Origin of the sequence: Limnohabitans sp. Bal53 (assembly GCF_003063355.1) — a bacterium.
Taxonomy (GTDB): domain Bacteria; phylum Pseudomonadota; class Gammaproteobacteria; order Burkholderiales; family Burkholderiaceae_C; genus Limnohabitans_A.
The window spans coordinates 781157-799285 of record NZ_NESH01000001.1; the positions used below are offsets into that span (position 1 = coordinate 781157).

18 protein-coding genes are annotated in these 18129 nt (G+C 59.4%); 12 read left to right on the plus strand and 6 right to left on the minus strand.

Annotated elements, in window-relative coordinates; genetic code table 11:
• Positions 1–2: 2 nt before the first annotated feature.
• The 7 genes from B9Z50_RS17550 to B9Z50_RS03790 all read left to right on the plus strand — a co-directional run bounded on the left by B9Z50_RS17550 (position 3) and on the right by B9Z50_RS03790 (position 7870).
• The gene (locus B9Z50_RS17550) at positions 3–143 is read left to right on the plus strand and encodes a hypothetical protein (protein WP_158270626.1); all 141 of its coding nucleotides are present in this window, start codon (positions 3–5) and stop codon (positions 141–143) included.
• Positions 144–300: 157 nt separating this feature from the next.
• Positions 301–2403 (plus strand): DNA/RNA helicase domain-containing protein, encoded by a 2103-nt coding sequence (locus B9Z50_RS03765; RefSeq protein WP_146183156.1) that lies wholly within the window; start codon positions 301–303, stop codon positions 2401–2403.
• Between the two features lie 29 nt (positions 2404–2432).
• Complete coding sequence (locus B9Z50_RS03770) at positions 2433–2894, plus strand: DUF3427 domain-containing protein (protein WP_108362562.1); 462 nt, start codon at positions 2433–2435, stop codon at positions 2892–2894.
• A 197-nt stretch (positions 2895–3091) separates the two neighbouring features.
• Positions 3092–3682 (plus strand): hypothetical protein, encoded by a 591-nt coding sequence (locus B9Z50_RS03775; RefSeq protein ID WP_108362282.1) that lies wholly within the window; start codon positions 3092–3094, stop codon positions 3680–3682.
• Complete coding sequence (locus B9Z50_RS03780; protein WP_233249736.1) at positions 3663–4409, plus strand: Fic family protein; 747 nt, start codon at positions 3663–3665, stop codon at positions 4407–4409. The genes B9Z50_RS03775 and B9Z50_RS03780 overlap by 20 nt, the downstream gene beginning before the upstream one ends.
• Positions 4410–4821: 412 nt before the next feature.
• Positions 4822–6891 (plus strand): ATP-dependent DNA helicase RecG, encoded by a 2070-nt coding sequence (gene recG / locus B9Z50_RS03785; protein ID WP_108362283.1) that lies wholly within the window; start codon positions 4822–4824, stop codon positions 6889–6891.
• A 16-nt stretch (positions 6892–6907) separates the two neighbouring features.
• Entirely contained in the window at positions 6908–7870 is a 963-nt protein-coding gene (locus tag B9Z50_RS03790; protein ID WP_108362284.1) for a LysR substrate-binding domain-containing protein, read from the plus strand.
• Here the strand turns inward: B9Z50_RS03790 and B9Z50_RS03795 are convergent.
• The 4 genes from B9Z50_RS03795 to nthA are packed head-to-tail and all read right to left on the minus strand — an operon-like array spanning position 7831 to position 10434.
• Positions 7831–8688 (minus strand): DMT family transporter, encoded by an 858-nt coding sequence (locus B9Z50_RS03795; RefSeq protein WP_108362564.1) that lies wholly within the window; start codon positions 8686–8688, stop codon positions 7831–7833. The two genes, B9Z50_RS03790 and B9Z50_RS03795, sit on opposite strands and share 40 nt — an antisense overlap.
• A gap of 32 nt (positions 8689–8720) precedes the next feature.
• A complete protein-coding gene (locus tag B9Z50_RS03800; RefSeq protein WP_233249737.1) occupies positions 8721–9098 on the minus strand; it encodes a nitrile hydratase accessory protein in 378 nt (125 codons plus the stop codon).
• Positions 9095–9784 carry a nitrile hydratase subunit beta gene (gene nthB / locus B9Z50_RS03805; protein WP_108362285.1) on the minus strand — a complete coding sequence of 230 codons (690 nt, stop codon included), beginning with the start codon at positions 9782–9784 and terminating at the stop codon, positions 9095–9097. Before nthB ends, B9Z50_RS03800 begins: the two co-directional genes overlap by 4 nt.
• Entirely contained in the window at positions 9781–10434 is a 654-nt protein-coding gene (nthA, locus tag B9Z50_RS03810) for a nitrile hydratase subunit alpha (protein WP_108362565.1), read from the minus strand. Before nthA ends, nthB begins: the two co-directional genes overlap by 4 nt.
• 213 nt (positions 10435–10647) lie before the next feature.
• Here nthA and yajC point away from each other — a divergent pair, with 213 nt between their 5' ends.
• The 3 genes from yajC to secF all read left to right on the plus strand — a co-directional run bounded on the left by yajC (position 10648) and on the right by secF (position 13894).
• Positions 10648–10977: a preprotein translocase subunit YajC gene (gene yajC / locus B9Z50_RS03815; protein ID WP_108362286.1), complete on the plus strand. Its 330-nt coding sequence runs from the start codon at positions 10648–10650 to the stop codon at positions 10975–10977.
• 73 nt (positions 10978–11050) lie between these two features.
• Complete coding sequence (gene secD, locus B9Z50_RS03820; RefSeq protein ID WP_108362287.1) at positions 11051–12931, plus strand: protein translocase subunit SecD; 1881 nt, start codon at positions 11051–11053, stop codon at positions 12929–12931.
• 12 nt (positions 12932–12943) lie between these two features.
• On the plus strand, positions 12944–13894 hold the full coding sequence (gene secF / locus B9Z50_RS03825; RefSeq protein WP_108362288.1) for a protein translocase subunit SecF: 951 nt from the start codon (positions 12944–12946) through the stop codon (positions 13892–13894).
• A gap of 75 nt (positions 13895–13969) precedes the next feature.
• Here the strand turns inward: secF and B9Z50_RS03830 are convergent, their stop codons facing one another.
• Both B9Z50_RS03830 and B9Z50_RS03835 read right to left on the minus strand, forming a co-directional pair.
• On the minus strand, positions 13970–14431 hold the full coding sequence (locus B9Z50_RS03830; RefSeq protein WP_108362289.1) for a DUF3717 domain-containing protein: 462 nt from the start codon (positions 14429–14431) through the stop codon (positions 13970–13972).
• A gap of 71 nt (positions 14432–14502) precedes the next feature.
• A complete protein-coding gene (locus B9Z50_RS03835) occupies positions 14503–16089 on the minus strand; it encodes a M48 family metalloprotease (RefSeq protein ID WP_233249738.1) in 1587 nt (528 codons plus the stop codon).
• An 80-nt stretch (positions 16090–16169) separates the two neighbouring features.
• Here B9Z50_RS03835 and moaC point away from each other — a divergent pair, with 80 nt between their 5' ends.
• A complete protein-coding gene (gene moaC, locus B9Z50_RS03840) occupies positions 16170–16661 on the plus strand; it encodes a cyclic pyranopterin monophosphate synthase MoaC (RefSeq protein ID WP_108362567.1) in 492 nt (163 codons plus the stop codon).
• Positions 16662–16708: 47 nt separating this feature from the next.
• Positions 16709–18103, plus strand: coding sequence for a sensor histidine kinase (locus tag B9Z50_RS03845; protein WP_108362290.1), 1395 nt, complete (start codon positions 16709–16711; stop codon positions 18101–18103).
• Positions 18104–18129 lie beyond the last annotated feature (26 nt).

Here is an 18129-nt window from a genome sequence, read left to right on the forward strand (position 1 = left end):
ACATGCCACGATCCACCAACTGGACGCGCAAGGAAACATTGGCGGCGTTTCACATTTACCTGCAACTGCCTTTTGGGCAGCTAAACGGCAAGCGATTTAAATACATCGCGCCCAACAGCGCAAGCAACATTACAAATGGTTGACCGATGCCGCCTCCATCACCTTTTAAAACCCAATTGCCTTGCCGATCGCAACAACAAAGGTTATCGACACTAACGGGAGCGAAGCAAAATATCTGCCCTGGCGAAGACTACTCAAGAATCCTCCGATAAACTAAACCGAGTAATTTAGGAGCTAATTTTGAGTGCAGGTGCAGCTTGGTATGTTAATGCTCGGGAAGCATTTGTTCGCGATCCCATACAGACCGTTGTCGGTCAACTGGCAAGCAGTGCAGCTGCAGAGGGTTTGCATGTCGAAGCAGATCAGCACGAGGAGTGGCGTGCGAGCGTTGGTGTGCTTCAACGTCAGCTTCATCAACATACAGCCGAAATTGAGCTCCTCAAGTCAACACTAGCGTCCGATGAGTTGATTGATTTCCGTCACGTTTTACTTGAGTTTGATTTCAAACGTCGCGGTCTTCGCATGGACTGCGTTCTTCTTGGCGATGGGATAGTCGCTATCGTGGAGTTCAAACGGACAAAACTGAGCGCAGCGGACCGTGAGCAGGTCACCAACTATGCCGTTAATCTCGTTGAATTCCATGAGGAAACGCGAAGGCTAATTAAGGAAGATCAATGCATCGTCGCACCTCTGCTGACGCTCACAACAGGTACTAGGACTGGCAAGTCCTCTGGCTTTAAGGGTGGGTTTCTTCGCGAACCATGGGCCAGTGTCATTGGCCGCCCATTGGAGTGTGACAGCACCACCCTTCATGCAGCATTGCATTTTTCTCTTGAACAGCGCAAAAGCCGGATACCTATCGATTGTCGGCGCTGGTTATCTGCACGCTTTTCACCATCCTCCTCCATCCTTGATGCTGCCATATCACTTTACGGCCAACACGATGTGAGCGCCATAGCAGCGCATGCCGCACCGGTCGAGATGATTGATCAATGTGCCCGTGAAGTCGCTGAAATTGCAGAACAATCACAACGTGATGGTACGAATCGAATTATTTTTGTATCGGGCGCACCAGGCGCTGGTAAGACTCTCGTTGGACTGAAGCTCGCATTCGACAAGCGGTTACGTAGCGATGCAGTTTTCGTCACTGGCAACAGCCCTCTGGTAGAGGTCCTCGGTGAAGCACTCAAAGGGGCGTATAAGCGTCGCAGCAAACAAGCGATGCAAGCCGTCGTGGCGAGCGGTTATGCACGTGAGGATGCGGCACGCGTCATGAGCATGTCGACCTTCAAATTAGTAAAGGCGCACGCATTTCTCGGTGAACGCGGTAAACATCTAGACAGTGCAGATGGTCGAGTTGTGATCTTCGATGAAGCGCAACGGACGTATCGCAAAGGGCGTCTCGTTTTACGTAAACCATTGGCAGCCGATGAGGCTCAACTGATTCTCGAGTCTGTTCAAAAAACTCATCCTCGAGGCGCGATCGTGGTCGCACTAATTGGCCATAACCAGGCCATCAATAGTGGTGAAATGGGTATTAAGGCTTGGTTCACAGCGGCTGAGGTGTGTGGATGGCGTTTTGCCATAAGCGAACAAACCTTGTCGCTCGATGAAGTCACCTCAAGTGGCCAATGGTCCCAACATCCGTTGCGCGACCATTTGACAACTGGTCACCTTCCGCATTCGATGCGTTACTACAGGAATGGCGATATTGAGCGCTGGGCTGACCACATCCTGAGCGGAAATGTCGACACTGCGGCCAAATTAGCTGATGAACTTGACGAAAGGGGTGATACGGTTTGGATTACGCGCAGTCTACAAACTGCAAGGCACTGGGTTCGTCAGCACCGGGTTGCCCAAGAGCGCGCCGGAATCATCGCCTCGGGACAAGCTAGGCGACTCGCAGCGGAAGGTTTGTTCGTAGACCTCAAACCAGACATCGCAAAATGGATGCTTGAACCAAGCGGTGATGTCCGATCTTCGAACATGCTTGAAACCGTGCAGAACCAGTATCAAGTGCAAGGCCTGGAAATGGACTACACAGTAGTCTGCTGGGATGGTGATTTGCGACGTAACACCAGTGAGTGGCAGGCCTGGAAGATGTCGGGGTCTAATTGGCAAAAAGACAAAGAGCTGGCCATTGCCACAAATGGCTATCGCGTACTTCTTACGCGTGCGAGGAAGGGGATGATCATTTTTGTTCCACTTGGCGATATGACTGGTGATGATGAAACGCGTGATCCGCTCATGTATGACGACATTGCGAATTACCTCATTAAATGCGGCTGTCGCGAGTGGCATTCCGAAACCGAACCATTGCATAAGTCTGGTCTGGCCAGTTGAAGGCCCCAGATCGGCCCACCACCGACGACATGCGCACGCTCGCACGCCTGCGCAACATCATCGATCCACTGGATCTGGCGCTCGGTGAGTCTTTCATGCGCGAAGACATTCCGGCGCTGTTTGGCGAGGCCTACAACCCCGGCAATTTGAATGTCGGCCATGTGGTGCTGGCCCCCAAAAAGGCGCACATCCTGCTGGTCACGCTCAACAAACAAGGCCGGGCTGACGAGCACAAGTACATGGACCACTGGATCGATGACACGCACTTTCACTGGCAAAGCCAGAACGCCACCGACCCGACCAGCAAACGCGGCGACGACATCATCCGCCACGCCGCTTTAGGCATCGACATCCACCTCTTTGTGCGCGACACCAAGCTGGCCGTCGGCAAGGCCGCACCGTTCACGTACCACGGCCGGGTGCTCTACCAGTCGCACCAGGGCAGCAGGCCCATGAGCATTGTGTTTGGGCTGCAAAGTGGGGCGGCATGACGGGTTTCACGCTGCAGGAGTTGCAACTAGATTGGCATATACTGCATCTTTAAGTCATTGACTTTATTGATTTTTTTATTAAAATCAATGTCAAGTGACATCTGCATTATCGAGGTTGTATGAAGATCATAGACAGGCTGAAAAGATCACTCAGTCAGCGGCGTGACCGGGTGATTCTTCGTTCGGAGTGGGCGAGCATGTGCAGCCCTTCGCAGCTAACCAATGCCTTGAATCAGCTGCTCAAAGAGGGCTTGTTGGTGCGGATCAGCTCTGGGGTTTACGCCAAAGCTCAGGCAGGTGCCAACGATGCCGCACTTTACAGCGCAGAGGTCGAGCAATTGACCCACGAGGCTTTCAAAAAGCTGGGGCGCACCATCCAAAGTACCAGAGCCCATTCAGATCAAAACCAGGATGTGTTGCTGGTTGACGGTGGACGTCATCGCCTGAGCCGTCAATTCACATGGAGCCATGCCACGGTCGAATATGCAGCGCCAAACAAGGCACCAACCATACCCAGCAGGCCCATCAGCTTGCCCGAAGACTTGAATGCCTTGCCGTTGAAAAATGTGAGCGCATTTGTCCAGCGTTTTGCGATGTCACGCGATGTGCACTTCAAGCGCTCAGGATTGGACCAATGGGCAGAGGCGGTCACGAGGGCATCGGGCGACGATGTCACGCTGGACGAAACCGGCAAACTCTTGGTCGCGCTGAAAAAGAAACATTTGATCAATGGCCGTCAGATGGCACGCTTGATGTCCAACCACTTGAGTGAGCATCGCGGTGTTTGATCCATTTGGCGACTTCGAAACCCGCGGCTATTTGCGAAATTTCGAGGGCCTCAAAAGAATGGATGAGGTCAAGGTGCTTGAGCACACTTTTTTCGAGGCCAACCTCGAGGATGCGTTTCATTTTTTGGGGGCGGTCAAAGGGCCGCTGACCTACAAGCACTTTCTCAAGGTGCACCATGTTTTGTTCAGCGACTTTTACTCATGGGCTGGGCAAGACAGGTTGCAACTCGGGGTGGGTCAATTTGTCGAAAAAGGCAACTTCCAGTTTGAAGAGGCTTCACTGGCGCAACGGGCCGTTGAATGGGGTTTGCAGTTGGGCAATGACCCGGCAGTTTTGACCAAAAAACCCGGCGTGGTGATGGGGCAATTTGCGTGGGGCCATCCATTCCTGGATGGCAATGGCCGGACCATGCTGATTGTTCACACGGAGCTTTGTTCGCGTGCCAATTTTTCGATTGACTGGTCCAGCTCCAAGAAAATGGACTACCTCCAAGCGTTGACACAAGAGCTGACAACGCCTGACCGAGGTTTGCTGGATGGTTATTTCAAACCACTGATACAGAAGTTGCCTGCCCGCAATGTATGGATGGACCACATCAAAGCCTTACCCGGACTCGATGGTGCAAATTCCACAGACGACAACATGGCCTATGCCGCCGATGATGTACAGGCCAAGCAGCGCTATGAAGAAGCCAGTCAACGCCGAAAACGCAGCCAACAGGGCTGAGCTGGGCCTGACCTATGGCAGCATCTTGAGCAGTTCGGGCGTGGAAGGCGGTAAGTCATGACCGCCGATCTCACTGCGGGGCGATCCATTGGTTGACTCTTAAATCCGCGATTTTTTGAACTTTTGCGGGGTTTATCAACGAAACAACAAGATAACGTGTCGCTAAAACCCGATTTCAAGTCCATGACAACCAACTCATGTCGCAAAAATCTGGTTTTGGGTACATGACAAGGGTGTGCTTTGGATTTGTTGTAACACCCGTGGGTTTTGGCCCAAGCGCTCTGGATGCATCCGAGTGACTCGAATGGCAAAGTGCGGTTTGATTTCTAGACATTAGCGTCTGAGTACACCCTTATCCAAAACAGGTCCTGTACCGGGTGGCAAGCCGGGATACACACGGCACAATCAGGCCATGCCAGCCAAAGCCCCCTCGCCTGCCGCCAAGACGCTCAGCGCCCCTCAAAAGGCGTTGATCAAGCTTGGGCTCAAGCGCGACATTGATCTGGCGCTGCACCTGCCGCTGCGCTACGAGGACGAGACCCGCATCGTCAAGCTGCGCGATGTGCGTGAGGGCGATACCGCGCAGATTGAGGCGACGGTGACGGCTTGCGAGATCACGATGCGCCCGCGCCGCCAGTTGTTGGTCACGGTGGACGACGGCTCAGACACCTGTGTGATGCGGTTTTTCAGCTTCTACCCCTCGCACCAAAAGGCGCTGGCCGTGGGCAACCGCATCCGGGCGCGGGGCGAGGTCAAGGGCGGTTTCATGGGGCTGACCATGATGCACCCGACCTTCAAGGCCGCTGGCGGCAATCTGGCCGAGGCGCTGACCCCGGTGTATTCGACCGTGGCCGGGCTGGCGCAGGCCTATCTGCGCCGCGCCGTGATCACCGGACTGAACCATGCCGACCTGAGCGAGACCATGCCTGCGGGCATCGCATGGCCCGATCCGCGAGGGGCCTGGTCGCTGCGCGATGCGCTGCAGTTTTTGCACCACCCCACACCCGATGTGTCACTGGCCGCCTTAGAGGACCGCAGCCACCCGGCCTGGGTGCGCCTGAAGTGCGAGGAGTTGCTGGCGCAACAGTTGTCGCAGCTCACAGCCAAGCGCGAGCGCGATTTGCTGCGTGCCCCGGCTTTGAAGATGAAGCGTGGCGCTTCGCACGACCAGTTGCTGGCCGCCCTGCCCTTTGGCCTGACGAAGGCCCAGCAGCGCGTGGGCCGCGAAATTGCCCAAGACCTGGCCCGCAACGTGCCCATGCACCGTTTGCTGCAAGGCGATGTGGGCGCGGGCAAAACCGTGGTGGCGGCGCTGGCGGCCATGGTGGCGATCGATGCGGGCTGGCAATGCGCTTTGATGGCGCCGACCGAGATTTTGGCCACCCAGCACTTTGCCAAATTGGTGGGCTGGCTGGAGCCACTGGGCGTGAAAGTGGCCTGGCTGATTGGCAGCCAAAAGAAGAAAGAACGCGCCGCGATGCTGGCCCTGATCGAGTCGGGCGAGGCCGCGCTGGTGGTGGGCACACACGCGGTGATTCAAGAGCACGTCAAGTTCAAAAACCTGGCGCTGGCCATCATTGACGAGCAGCACCGTTTTGGTGTGGCCCAGCGCTTGGCCTTGCGCAGCAAGATGCAAGCCGACGGCATGGAGCCGCACATGCTGATGATGACGGCCACGCCCATTCCCCGCACGCTGGCCATGAGCTATTACGCGGATCTGGATGTCTCGGTGATTGACGAGCTGCCGCCCGGGCGCACGCCCATCGTGACGCGTGTGGTGTCGGACCACCGCCGCCACGAGGTGGTCGAGCGCATTGGGGCCCAAATACAGCAGGGGCGGCAGGTGTATTGGGTGTGCCCGCTGATTGAAGAAAGCGAAGCGCTGGACCTGACCAACGCCACCGAGACCCACGCCGACCTGAGCGAGGCGCTGCCGGGTGTGATGGTGGGCCTGCTGCATTCGCGCATGCCCGTGGCCGAGAAAAAGGCGGTGATGGAACTCTTCACCGCAGGGGTGATGGGCGTGCTGGTCAGCACCACCGTGATCGAGGTGGGGGTGGACGTGCCCAATGCGTCGCTGATGGTGATCGAGCACGCCGAGCGCTTTGGCCTCTCCCAGCTGCACCAGCTGCGTGGCCGGGTGGGGCGTGGCGCGGCGGCGTCGGCCTGTGTGCTGCTATATGGCACGCCAGAAGGCGGGCGCCTGAGCGAGACCGCCCGCGAGCGGCTGCGCGCCATGGTGGAGACGAACGACGGTTTCGAGATCGCCCGGCGCGATTTGGAGATCCGCGGGCCGGGCGAGTTTTTGGGGGCACGCCAGTCGGGTGCGCCCTTGCTGCGTTTTGCCGATCTGGAGACCGACAGCCATTTGCTGGACTGGGCGCGTGCCCTGGCCCCGCAGATGCTGGACCGGCACGCGGGTTTGGCCGAGCGTCACATTGGCCGCTGGTTGGGCGGAAAATCCGAATACCTCAAGGCTTGATGTTTAAATAACACCTATGACCCTGACCGAACTCAAATACATCGTGGCCGTGGCCCGAGAAAAACATTTTGGCAAGGCGGCCGAGGCCTGCTTTGTGTCGCAGCCCACGCTGTCGCTGGCCATCAAGAAGCTTGAAGAAGAGCTGGAAGTCAAGCTGTTTGAGCGCAGCGCCAGCGAGGTGTCGGTCACCACGCTGGGCGAGGAGATCGTGCGCCAAGCGCAAAGCGTGCTGGAGCAAGCCGCCGAGATCAAGGAAATTGCCAAGCGCGGCAAGGACCCGCTGGCCGGCATCATGCGGCTGGGCGTGATCTACACCATCGGGCCTTATTTGCTGCCCGATTTGGTGCGCCAGATCATCACCGACATGCCGCAGATGCCGCTGATGCTGCAAGAGAACTTCACGGTGCGTTTGCTGGAAATGCTGCGCACGGGTGAGATCGATTGCGCCATCCTGGCCGAGCCTTTCCCCGAGTCGGGTTTGGCGGTGGCGCCCTTGTACGACGAGACCTTCATGGCCGCCTTGCCGCTGAACCATCCGCTGGCGCAAGAGGCGTTCATCACCCCCGAGCAGCTGAAAAACGAGACCATGCTGCTGCTGGGCTCGGGTCACTGCTTTCGCGACCATGTGCTGGAGGTCTGCCCCGAGTTTGCCCGCTACGCCAGCCAGACCGAGGGCATCCGCAAGACTTTTGAGGGCTCGTCGCTCGAGACCATCAAACACATGGTGGCCGCAGGCATGGGCGTGACGCTGGTGCCACGCATGTCGGTGCCAGACCTCAAGCCTGTACGCCAGCGCACGGGCGGGCCCCACGATTCACCGGTGCGCTATTTGCCCATCGTGGACCCGGAGGGTGGCAAGCCCCCAACCCGCCGGGTGGTGCTGGCCTGGCGGCGCAGCTACACCCGCTACGAGGCGATTGCCGCCATGCGCAACGCCATTTATGCCTGCCCGCTGCCGGGTGTGACGCGCCTGTCCTGACCGGCCGACCAGGCGGTGCCCATGGAGGCGGCCATGACCAGCGCAATGGCCAGGCCTTGCGCCAGCGTCAGGTGCTCGGCCAGCACCAGCCAGCCCGCCAGTGCGCCCACGGCGGGCTCCAGACTGAGCAAGATGCTGAAGGTGTTTTTGGGCAAGTGGTTGAGCGAGAACATCTCCAGCGCATAAGGGATGGCGCTGGACAACAAAGCCACGGCCAGCCCTGCCACCAGCCATTGCGGATCGAGCAAGGCGCTGCCCGCATGCCACATGCCGATCGGGGCCACCACCAAAGCGGCCGCGAGCATGCCCATGGGTGTGGCCATGGCGCCGTAGCGCAGGGCCACGCGCTGGCCAAACACGATGTACAGCGCCCAGCAAATGCCGGCTGAGAAGGCGAAGAACATGCCCATCGGGTCGAGCGCAGTGGCCGCATTGGCACCCGGGAAAGGCAGCAACAAGGCCAGTCCCACCACCGCCAGCGTCACCCACAGCCAGTCGCTGGCTTTTTTGGAGGTCCAGACGGCCACAGCCAGCGGCCCGGTGAACTCGATGGCGATGGCCACACCGAAGGGGATGGTCTTGATCGAGCTGTAGAACAGCAGGTTCATCACACCCAGTGTGACGCCATACAGGCCCAGCGGCAGCGCGTCGGCCCAAACCCACTTGCGGCGCCAGGGCCTGAACACGGCCATGAGCATCAGCATGGCAAACACGATGCGGTAAGCGGTGGTGCCCTCGGCCCCCAGGGCTGGAAAAAGACTCTTGGCAAACGAGGTGCCCACTGCCAGCGACACCAGACTGCCCAACAAGGCCAGCATGGCCCACAAACGGAGATTCAATCCAGGCCTCTTTATTCAGCGTTCAAAACAATGGGCTGGCCGTGCGGGGTGCGCTCGGCGGCCGCTTCCCACGCGTGTTCCAAATCATGGATTTCATCGGGTGTGCCCAGTTGGCGCTCGATCACCAGCTGCTCCAGCGCATTGAGCCAGTGGGTGTAGTACAGACTGCCGTCGTCGGCTTCGCCGCGCGTTTGGCCCGCACGGATCTCGCGGGTCAGGGCATCGGCCCACTGCGGCCAGGTGAAGACGCCTTTTTCGTGCAGCTGCAAGGTCATGGCAAAGGCGTGGGCCTGCCAGGGTTCTTCAAACACAGCCCCGTTGTTGGCCGTGGGGGGCATGGGAAAGCCGTCGCCACAGGCTTGGGCCAGATCGTTCAGGGTGGGGTTCATGCGGGCACCGTCTCTGGTACGGCCTCTAAATAAGACTCCCAGGCGTCCACGCTCACTTGGTGGCCGGCTTCGGCTTGCGGGCCCCACAGCTCGGTGCCATCAAACACCACGGTGTAGAGGTGCTCGGCCGTGCCGTCAAAAGGCGGCAGCATCCTGTTGACGTGCTGGTCGGGCAACACGTGGCTGCCGTGGTGCAGCACCACGGTGCCCACGTGGCCACGCACATAACGCGGCAAGCGGGTGTGGCCTTGGGGGTTGAGGTTCAGGGCCCGCACGCGTTGGCCCACGGCAAAGCGTGGTTCTTGCGTACTGGGGCGGTCTGCCGGGCTGCCTTTGGCCAAAGCCGCGTCTACCTCTGTGGCTTTGAGGACTCGCACGCCCGCCACGGGTGGCGTGAGGGCTTGGCCCTGCGCCAGTTCCTGTTCGGTGATCAGGCCGCGCTCGATCAACAGCTTTTGCAAGGCCTTGGTCCAGATGGCGTAATAGGGGCCTTGCACATAGTCCAGCGGGGGCAAAGATTCGCGGGCCGAGCGGGCCAGGTCAATGTTCCACAGACCGCTGGCGCCCATGGCCACCGTCACGCCCAGCGCCCGGCGCTCCCATTCGCCATGGAAAAGGGGCTCGTTGGCCTCGATTTGAACCGGGCCGTAGCCTTGTTGGCCACCCATGTCGTGCACGCCGTTCATGGGACCTCCTTGGCGATGTCATGAGGATTCAGCGCCAAACCGGTGCCGATCATGGCGTCGCGGGTCACCAGTTGGGCCAGTTGTGCTTCAGTCCAGCCCTCGGTGCCTGCGGGGCGTTCGGGCAGCACCAGGTAGCGCACTTCGGCGGTGGAGTCCCAGACGCGGATGTTTTGGCCCGGCGGCAGGGTGACGCCAAAATCGGCCAGCACGGCGCGCGGCTCGATCACAGCGCGCGAGCGGTAAGCCGCGCTTTTGTACCAAACCGGAGGCAGGCCCAGCACCGGCCAGGGGTAGCAGCTGCACAGGGTGCAGACCACCATGTTGTGGGTGTCGGGGGTGTTGGGCACGGCCACCATGTGCTCGCCCTGGCGGCCGGTGTAGTCCATCGAGGCGATCGCTGCGGTGGCGTCTTGGAGCAGCCAGTCTCTGAAAGTGGGGTCGGCCCATGCGCGGGCCACCACTTTGGCGCCGTTGTGTGGCCCGACATGCACCTCGTAGGTTTCGATGATGCGGTCCACGGCGGCGGGGTCCAGATAGCCTTTTTGCGTCAGCAGGGTTTCCAGAGCGCGCACGCGCAAGTCCATCTCGCCCAGGGTGCTGTGCGCGTGGTCATGTGCATGGTCGTGCGCGTGGGGGTGGTCAGCTGACATCGCGGTCTCCTTGTCAGGGTGTCTGGGGTGGCCCTGCATGGCCCGATTTGGCTGCACTGGAGTGGCCATTCATGGGCTACTGAAAGGGGTCTGCCCCCTTGTGGCCGGGGCTTTTGGAAGTGATCATAGCGCCGCATACAATGGCGGCTTCGCCCGCGGCGACACCTCAATGTCACCCGCACCAACCCGAATTTGACTTTCAGTGGAGTTTCCATGTTCATTTCTTCTGCTTTTGCCCAAACCGCCCCGGCCGCCGCGGGTGGCGACATGACATCCACCATGATGAGCATGCTGCCGTTGCTGCTGATGTTTGTGGTGCTGTATTTCGTCATGATCCGCCCCCAGATGAAAAAACAAAAAGAGCACCGCGCCATGATCGACGCACTGGCCAAGGGTGACGAAGTCGTGACCGCTGGTGGCTTCTTGGGCAAAGTCAGCAAGCTGGGTGACGCCTACGTGGGGATCGAGTTGGCCACAGGCGTGGAAGTGCAGATGCAGCGCAGCGCCGTGGTGCAAGTTCTGCCCAAAGGCACTTTGAAGTAATTCAACCGGTTTTTTCCTTCAAGGGGCCTTGGTTTTTCAAGGCCCCTGTTTTTCTTCCTGCAGGCGAGTCTTTATGAACCGTTACCCGGTCTGGAAATACGTGGTCATCGTGATCACTTTGTTGTTGGGCACGGTCTACACCCTGCCCAACTTCTTTGGTGAGGCGCCTGCGGTGCAGGTGTCTTCGGGCAAGGCCACTGTCAAAGTAGACACCTCGACCTTGCAAAAAACAGAGGAAGCGCTCAAAGCGGCCGGGGTCACCCCGCAAAATTTGGCACTCGAAGGCAGCTCCATTCGGGTTCGGCTCGACAGCACGGACGAGCAACTCAAAGCCAAGGACGCGATCGAAAAGGCCTTGATTCCGGACGCCAGCAACCCCTCTTTTGTGGTGGCGCTGAACCTGGTGACGCGTTCGCCCGCTTGGTTGACCTCGCTGAGCGCCGCACCCATGTACCTGGGCCTGGATTTGCGCGGCGGCGTGCATTTCATGCTGCAGGTGGACATGCAGGCGGCCTTGACGCAGCGCGTGGAAGCCTTGACTGGCGACCTGCGCACCGCCTTGCGTGAAAAAGACTTGCGTCACGGCGGCATCAGCCGCAATGGCCAAACGATTGAGGTCCGTCTGCGTGACGCCCAACAACTGCAAGCGGCACAAGACCTGATCACCGCCCAGTTTGCCGACCTGCAAAGCACCTCGCAGGCCGATGGCACCGAGTTCCGCCTGCTGGTCACGGTGAAGGCCGAATCAGCCCGCGCTGTGCAGGCGCAGGCGCTCAAGCAAAACATCACCACGCTGCACAACCGGATCAACGAACTGGGCGTGGCCGAGCCGGTGATTCAGCAGCAGGGCCTGGACCGCATCGTGGTGCAGTTGCCCGGCGTGCAGGACACGGCCAAGGCCAAGGACATCTTGGGCCGCACCGCCACCTTGGAAGTGCGCATGGTCGACGAGAGCACCGAGGCGCGCGCAGCCGAGCAAGCAGGCGGCATGGTGCCCTTTGGCACCGAGCGCTATCTGGAGCGCGACGGCCGCCCCTTGATCGTCAAGAAACAAGTGGTGCTCACTGGTGACAACCTGACCGACGCGCAGCCTGGCTTCGACAGCCAGACCCAAGAGCCCGTGGTCAACCTGACGCTGGACGGCAAGGGTGCGCGCATCTTCAAGGATGTGACACGCGACAACGTGGGCAAGCGCATGGCCATCCTCTTGTTCGAAAAGGGCAAGGGCGAAGTGGTCACGGCTCCGGTGATCCGCGCCGAAATCGGTGGCGGACGGGTACAGATTTCGGGCCGCATGACCACGGCCGAAGCCAACGACACCGCGCTGCTGCTGCGTGCCGGATCGCTGGCCGCGCCGATGGAGATCATCGAAGAGCGCACCATTGGCCCCAGCCTGGGTGCCGAGAACATTGCCAAGGGCTTCAACAGCGTGACTTGGGGTTTCCTGGTGATCGTGGCCTTCATGTGTGTTTATTACGCGATGTTTGGCGTGTTCTCCAGCTTGGCGCTGGGTTTCAACTTGCTGCTGCTGGTGGCGGTGCTGTCTTTGCTGCAGGCCACCCTCACGCTGCCGGGCATGGCCGCGATGGCGCTGGCACTGGGCATGGCGATTGACTCGAACGTGCTGATCAACGAGCGCATTCGGGAAGAACTGCGCAACGGTGCCAATCCACAGGCTGCCATCAATGTGGGTTATGACCGTGCTTGGTCCACGATTATGGATTCCAACATCACCACGCTGATCGCGGGTGTGGCCTTGTTGGCCTTTGGCTCCGGCCCGGTGCGCGGCTTTGCCGTGGTGCACTGCATCGGCATCTTGACCAGCATGTTCTCGTCGGTGTTCTTCTCGCGTGGCTTGGTCAATTTCTGGTATGGCCGCAAGAAAAAACTCAAGACCGTGTCCATCGGCACTGTTTGGCGTCCGGAAACGGAAACTGCGGTCAAAGCCGATTAAGGGGAACGGATCATGGAATTATTCAAAATCAAAAAAGACATTCGCTTCATGCGCCACGCGCTGGTGCTGAACGCGGTGTCCTTCATCACCTTTTTGTTGGCGGTGTTCTTCCTGTTCAGCAAAGGGCTGCACCTGTCGGTGGAGTTCACGGGCGGCACCGTCATGGAAGTCAGCTACAGCCAACCGGCCGATCTGCCCAAGGTGCGTGGCGTGATCTCGGGTCTGGGTTACAACGATGTGCAGGTGCAAAATTTTGGCTCGGCGCGTGAAGTGCTGATCCGCTTGCCGGTGCAAAAAGGTGTGACCACTGCCCAGCAAAGCGAAGCCGTGTTGAGCGCCCTGAAAGCCGCCAGCCCCGATGTGACGCTGCGCCGCACCGAGTTTGTGGGCCCGCAGGTGGGCAACGAGCTGGTGGAGGACGGCCTGATGGCGCTGGCCTTTGTGGTCATCGGCATCATGATTTACTTGGCCATCCGTTTCGAGTGGAAGTTTGCCGTCTCGGCCATCATCGCCAACTTGCACGATGTGATCATCATCTTGGGCTTTTTTGCCTTCTTCCAGTGGGAGTTTTCACTGGCGGTGCTGGCGGCGGTGCTGGCGGTGCTGGGGTATTCGGTCAACGAATCGGTGGTGATTTTTGACCGCATTCGCGAGAACTTCCGCCGCTACCGCAAGATGAACACGGTCGAGATCATCGACAACGCCATCACCTCCACCATCAGCCGCACCATCATCACCCATGGCTCGACCCAAATCATGGTCTTGTCCATGCTGCTGTTTGGTGGCGAAACGCTGTACTACTTCGCACTGGCTTTGACGATTGGCATTTGCTTTGGCATCTATTCGTCGGTATTCGTGGGTGCGGCCGTGGCCATGTGGCTGGGCATCAGCCGCGAAGACATGGTCAAGCCAGTCAAGAAAGACAACGACCCGGACGACGAAAACGCGGGCGCGGTGGTCTAAAAGCACCGCCAAGTTGACGCCACAAGCGGGCCATTGGCCCCGCTTTGCGCGCCAGCTGGCACGCAAAGCCAGTGTTCAGAGCTTGAGGTCCAGTGGCACCTGCGCGTCTGCGGCAGCTTTGGCCAAGAGACGGTCTTCAGCAGCGCGCTCGGCATAGCGATTGAAGCGCCAGGAGCTGCCCTCCATGGTGATGCGATGCCAAATGCTGCGCTTTTCACCGGGGCTCATCTCAATCCACAATTGCACCTCTTCAAAGCTGCGGCCGCAGCCTTTGCAGGTTTCGTCGCCTTGGCTGGTCGAGCAGATGGCAATACAGGGCGTGTCAGGGGTGGTGGCATACCAATCTTGCCAGGCCTCGGCCGCGGCCAATGGCAAGCTGAATTCATCGGCCAAGTCTTGCTTGTAATACACCATGAGCCCATACACCTCGGCCAGCGCACGCAGTGGCGGCGCGAGCGAGACGCCGTCCGGCGAAGGGCTCTTGGCGCGCCAATGGTTGATGGCGGCTTCGATGTCGGTGATGTGGATTCCGGCCATGGTGTGTTTTATGCAAGGAGGGCGATCATAGCCCCTGAACGCTGTTGGCGTGGCACGCCTGGGCAACAAGCCTAGCGCGACCCTGACGATGGCTGCTGCAGAGCACGCAACTGGGCCTGCACTTCGCGCAAGCGGGTGTCCACGATCGAGGCTTCGATGTGCTCGCCCGCCTGCAATCGGCTGCGCTTGGCCAGATCTTGCGCAGCCCGAAAGCGGTCCAGTGCGCCTTCCCAGTCGAGCCGGGCCACCTGCGCCTCGGCCTCGGCCCGTAAACCCGCCAGGGCCTGACCTTGCGCGGCCAGCAACCCCGCCAACAAGTTCCAGGCTTGGGCGTCATGGGGGGCGACAAACACCCGCTGGCGCAATTGCCTCGTGATCTCAGCCTGCAGCGCATGGCCGGGCAAACGCTGCACGGCTTGCGCAGCGGCCATCAGCTCTGGCCGCCCCCATTCCGCGACGGCCCCGCCGGGCAGCAGCTGCTGCAGTGCGGCTTCAAATCGGTCTTGCTTCATGGCCACTTCGGCCGCCAACAGGCGCAACCAACGCTCGACCGACAGCGCTGCAGGTGAAGAGACAGTTGGGTTGGATGACTTGTATGTGGGCACTGACTTTTTCACCAAATCTTGCAATTGATGAAGACTTTGTTCCGCAGCAAACATGTTTCTTTGCTGCAGATAGGCCAGCGTGCCCGCATAGAGCTTGCCCGCCCGTTGGGCCGGACCGTCTTGAGGCGAAGGCTGTTGCGCCTCTTGGGTCCAGGCCTTGAGCGCATCGGGGGTGTTTTGCGACAAAACCCGCGCGCGCGCCGCCATCAGCGCTTGGGCCATGTCGACGGCTGGGGCTGCGGCGGGCGTGTTCAGCTGCTGGCGGGCCTGCATGTCGGCGATGCGCTCGCTGGTCAGGGGGTGGCTGCGTAAATAAGGAAAAGCGCCACTGTCGTTCAAACCCGCGGCCTGTTGTAGCTTGCCAAACATGCGCACAAAGCCGCGGGGGTCGTAGCCTGCATCGACCAAAATGCCGTAACCCACGCGATCGGCTTCGCGCTCCATATCACGCGAGTAGCTCAGCTGGGACTGCACCGCCGCAGCCTGCCCGCCCACGATCAGGGCTTGGGCGCCTTGCGGACTTTTGCTGGCGGCCAAAGCCCCCAAAATCATGGCCCCCACCAACCAAGGCGTCATCCGGCCTTGCTCGCTGATGCCGCGCGCAATGTGGCGCTGGCTGACGTGGCTCAATTCGTGGGCCAGCACCGAAGCCAACTCGTCGTGCGACCCCACCACCGCAATCAGACCCAGGTGCACCCCCAAGTAGCCGCCCGGCAGGGCAAATGCGTTGACCGAACGGTCGCGCCCAAGCAGGATGCGCCAGGCAAAACGCTCTTGCAATTCGGCAGACAACTCGCCCCTGGCCGCTGCCGCCTGCACCAAAGGAGCCCACAACAGCTGGATGTACTCGTCAAGCACGGGGTCTTCGATGTAATCGGGGTCGCGGTAAAGTTCGCGGGCGATGCGGTCGCCCAGTTGCCGCTCGGCGCTGAGCGAAATGCTTTCACCATCGCCCAAGCCGGGTAAACCAACCGACTGCGCCTGTGCGAGCGGGCAGACCAGCGCAGCGACCAACAGGCCATGCCATAAGCGATCACGGTATTTGTGTTTCAAAGCTGTCCTTGCCAGGTTCAAGCCTCGTATGATGCCCTCTTCTTGTGAATTCTCTGTAAACCCTTTTGATGCTGACTTCCATGAGCCAGAACCACGCCACACTGACCCACTTTGATGCCCAAGGCCAGGCCCACATGGTCGATGTAGGGGGCAAGGCCAGCACACGGCGCGTGGCGGTGGCCACTGGCCGCATCGAGATGCTGCCGGCCACCTTGGCCTTGATCACCTCGGGCACCGCCAAAAAAGGCGATGTGCTGGGCATTGCCCGCATCGCGGGCATCCAAGGTGCCAAAAAAACCAGCGACCTGATCCCTTTGTGCCACCCGATTGCCCTGACGCGGGTGGCGGTGGATTTTGAAGTGCAAGAAGAGCTGTCATGTGTGGTGTGCACCGCCACCGCCGAAGTCAATGGCCAAACGGGCGTTGAAATGGAAGCCCTCACGGCCGTGCAGGCGGCCCTGCTCACCATTTACGACATGTGCAAAGCCGTGGACCGGGGCATGACCATCAACGGCGTCAAGCTGCTGGAAAAACATGGCGGCAAATCGGGCAGCTTTGTCGCTGCCGCCTGATGTGATGGTCTGCTGACCCGCCGCTCACCTCCACTCACAGTCAGGCCATGACGCCCTTGCATTTGCCAACGGCTTATTTGATCGCCGGTATTTTGTATTTGATCATGCCCTTGGTGGTGTGGCTGATGCTGCGCAAGCAACATGCGCTCAGCAACACGCTTTGGTACCTGGGTGGACTGTCTTTTGGCCTGAGTTTGATCTTGCTGGGCATGCGCGACAAATGGCCCGATGCACTCACGTACGGCTTTGCCGTTTGGTTGCTGGTGTTGGGGCCCTTGTTGCGCGCGTGTGCCTTGCGACACGAGTTACAAAAGCCCATCCATTTGACTTGGATGCTGATTCTGTCTGTGGCCTTCATCGCTTTGTACACGGTGTTCCATGCGGTGTTGAATGACGCCAGTCTGCGTTTCATGTGGTCATCTTTCGGGGCTGCGGCCGCATTTGCTTGGTTGGCCCTGTCGGCAAGAGCGCTCTACAAGCGCGACCTCAGCATCAGTGCTCAATGGATTTTTTATTTTTATTTCGCTTTGGCGGTGCTGTTGTGTTTGCGCGTAGTCAGTGTCCTGTTCGGTTGGTCCCAACCTACAGCCATGACCACCGACCTTTTGTCCTTTGTGTTGATCACATGTGCTGTGGTGACCTCCATTATTGGGAACATTGGCTTTTTGGGCGTGTTCATTGAACGGATGAACTCCGAGGCGCTCGAGTCCGCCAAAGTGCAGGCCCGTCAAGAAGAATCGGCACGCCTGAGCGAGCAAATCGCCCAGCTCGACCGACGTCGCAGTGTGGGCGAAATTGCGGCTTCTTTGGCGCACGAGTTGAGCCAGCCACTGACCAACATTTACCTGATTACCGACCGCATAGAGTTGTCCCTTCAGCAGATCCAAGACGAGTCACTGAACAAGTACTTTGCAGACCTCAACCGCAATACCCAGAAAGCGGGCGACATTCTGGGTCGCATACGCACCTTCATTCAGTCCAAGAACACGCGTTCTGAGCGCGTTGAACTCAGCCAGGTGATCACCGATGTGAGCGCGTTGATCCACGATCTGGCCTACAACGAATCGGTGGAACTGCAGGTCTCTTTGCCGCCTCAGACCTTGGCTGTCTGGGCCGATCCGGTTCAGCTGTCGCAAATTTTCATGAACTTGCTGCGCAACGCCATCCAGGCCACACAAGGGCAAGCATCACGGCAATTGCAAATCCGCGTCTGGCGAGAAGGGCCGATGGCGCACATCACCCTCACCGACAATGGACCGGGCTTGCCTGCTGAAGCCTTGAGCCAGGTGGGTACCGCTTTTTTCACCACAAAAAGTGATGGCTTGGGTGTGGGCTTGTCCATTTCCAAATCGATTGCCCAGCAGCATGGTGGCAGCTTGAGCATTGGCAACAGCCCCTCGGGCGGTGCCGTGGTCGAATTGCAGCTGCCGGTGGTGGACTGAAGGTTCAATGGATGGCGTGGGCCTTG